The organism is uncultured Nostoc sp. (assembly GCF_964247315.1).
Taxonomy (GTDB): Bacteria; Cyanobacteriota; Cyanobacteriia; order Cyanobacteriales; family Nostocaceae; genus Nostoc.
Window position 1 is genome coordinate 1 of sequence record NZ_CAXTTT010000253.1, and the last position, 2,143, is coordinate 2,143.

Annotated in this window: 2 protein-coding genes; both read right to left on the minus strand. The window is 39.9% G+C overall.

Annotated elements, in window-relative coordinates; translation table 11 throughout:
- Positions 1 to 293: 293 nt before the first annotated feature.
- Complete coding sequence (locus ACFE93_RS34435) at positions 294 to 1,352, minus strand: BMP family protein (RefSeq protein ID WP_375480592.1); 1,059 nt, start codon at positions 1,350 to 1,352, stop codon at positions 294 to 296.
- Positions 1,353 to 1,484: 132 nt separating this feature from the next.
- Complete coding sequence (locus tag ACFE93_RS34440) at positions 1,485 to 1,880, minus strand: hypothetical protein (RefSeq protein ID WP_375480594.1); 396 nt, start codon at positions 1,878 to 1,880, stop codon at positions 1,485 to 1,487.
- Positions 1,881 to 2,143 lie beyond the last annotated feature (263 nt).

A 2,143-nucleotide genomic window follows, 5' to 3' on the forward strand; every position in this document is an offset into this window, starting at 1 on the left:
CGTAGTGAAGATTCGCGTCAGTTTTACCCCACCCTAACCCTCCCCTTATAAAGGGGAGGGAACAAGATTTCTTATTTCCCCCCCTTTATAAGTTACTGTGTATATACAAGTTTGAAGTAGTGATTTTACTCCACTCTAACCCTCTCCGTATATATTGGGGAGAGAACAGGATTTCTTTTTTCCCCCCTTTATAAGGGGGGATTAAGGGGGGTAATTCAACTTGTGTATACACGGTAGCTTTATAAGGGGGGTAATTTGACTACCAAAGTTTTTAAGATATCTGTATACTAAACCTATGTTGTTGCTTTCTTCACGCAGCGCGTATCCTTACCAGCCTCTTTACAGTCTTCAAAAACGATTTTCTTATTAACAATTGCTTGGTTTGCATTCAATACCTTTTGCTTAACTACTTCCGGTATGATTGCCCCAAATTTCCCTAAAAATAATATATCTGTTCTTTCTAGCCCAATTGTATATATTTGTCCTTTGATTTGTTTTTGTTTGGCTAATTCTGCTATATAAGCTATGGCTAAATCTAAGCGTTTGACAGCGCTGGTTAAGACAGCTTTTGGTGCAATATCTAATTGATCCTTGGTGTTACCAAAAGCATATACTCCTTTTTCACCTGCTGTTTGTAAGACTGCGGCGGAAGCATTATCTAACCATTGATAGATGACATCAGCCCCGGAAGAAATTAATGCCAGAGTCGCTTCCTTGGCTTTAGCAACATCATTCCAATCACCTGTAAAAGTAGAAGTAATTTGGATATTTGGTTTAACAGACTTTGCTCCTAATTCAAATCCCCGCAGTTCTCCTTCAGTTGCGGGAAACTTCTCTCCAGCAATATAAGCTAATTTATTAGATTTAGTGATATAAGCAGCGATAATGCCACACAAATAACTAGCTTGTAGGTGATCTATTCGTAAAGAAGCGATATTCTCAGATTTGAGATTACCATTTACTCCCACAAAAAATGTATTGGGAAACTGTGAAGCAACTTGTTCAATTGCAGCATCAAATTGTCCGCCATGCGCGAAGATGAGATTGTAGCCTTTACGAGCAAAGTCTGTTAATACTTCTGTTTGATCTGCTTGTGCTACTTTTTCTACATAGGCGGTTTGGGCACCTAGCTTTTGTTTTGCTAGATTGATGCCTTCATAACCAGATTGATTCCAGCCTTTATCGGTAATTATTCCAGGGAGAGCGATCGCTATTTTAAACCCTTCAGTACCACCCGTTGTTGTCGCTGTTGGTGTCGTCGGCTTATTACTGCAAGCTTGCAGCAGTAAACTAGTACCAAACCCTGCTGAACCGAGCAAAATAAATTCACGCCGACTAAAGTTTGTTGTCATACCTTGCCTTCAGATAGATAACTATTTGAGTTATTTGAACACTCTAAAGTCGTAGGTGGTACTTTGGAAACAATTTCTCCCGGATTTCTCAAAAACGCGATAAATCGCCGTCTCTTACCCTAGTCCTACATTTTATGCAGTTTTAGTATTTTCATCAGATGCTTGTTCTGCAACATTTTTCAAGCGACTCGATCTGATTTTGCGGATGCGATCGCTATTGCGAACACCACCCGCCATCTCATATTCACGGCTGTCTTTGCCGTACTTGATCGCAACCACCATCAGCATCTTCTCAGAAAGCTGACTCAAGTTTTTTTCCATCTCTTCAATTTCAGTTTTAGAAGAGTCAACCACAGACAGAGCAGTATTATAAACATCAAGTTTGTTGCGTAACTGCTCAATTGACTCAATCAGTTTTTGCAAATTATAATTTTCATCAAATTTGATGCTTGGAACAATTGATTTCAGTCCGGCGGATCTTAACTGAGCTTTTTCTAGAATGCGGGATGTGCGTTTTTGACGAGACATAAAATTACTCCTTTAAGATGCTGCTATAGCTAGCTTGCCTTAATTAAACCGCGTTCCGGTTCAGCAGAACTCACAATTTTTGCTTATAAAATTTTCAGGTTATATCGGTAATTTTTCGGTATTTCTTTTCAGAATTTAATTAATAATGTAAAAAAGCAAAAGTTAGACCGCTCCCGTCACGAGTGAAACCGCTCCCGTCACGAGTGAAACCGCTCCCGTCACGAGTGAAACCGCTCCCGTCACGAGTGAAACCGCTCCCGTCA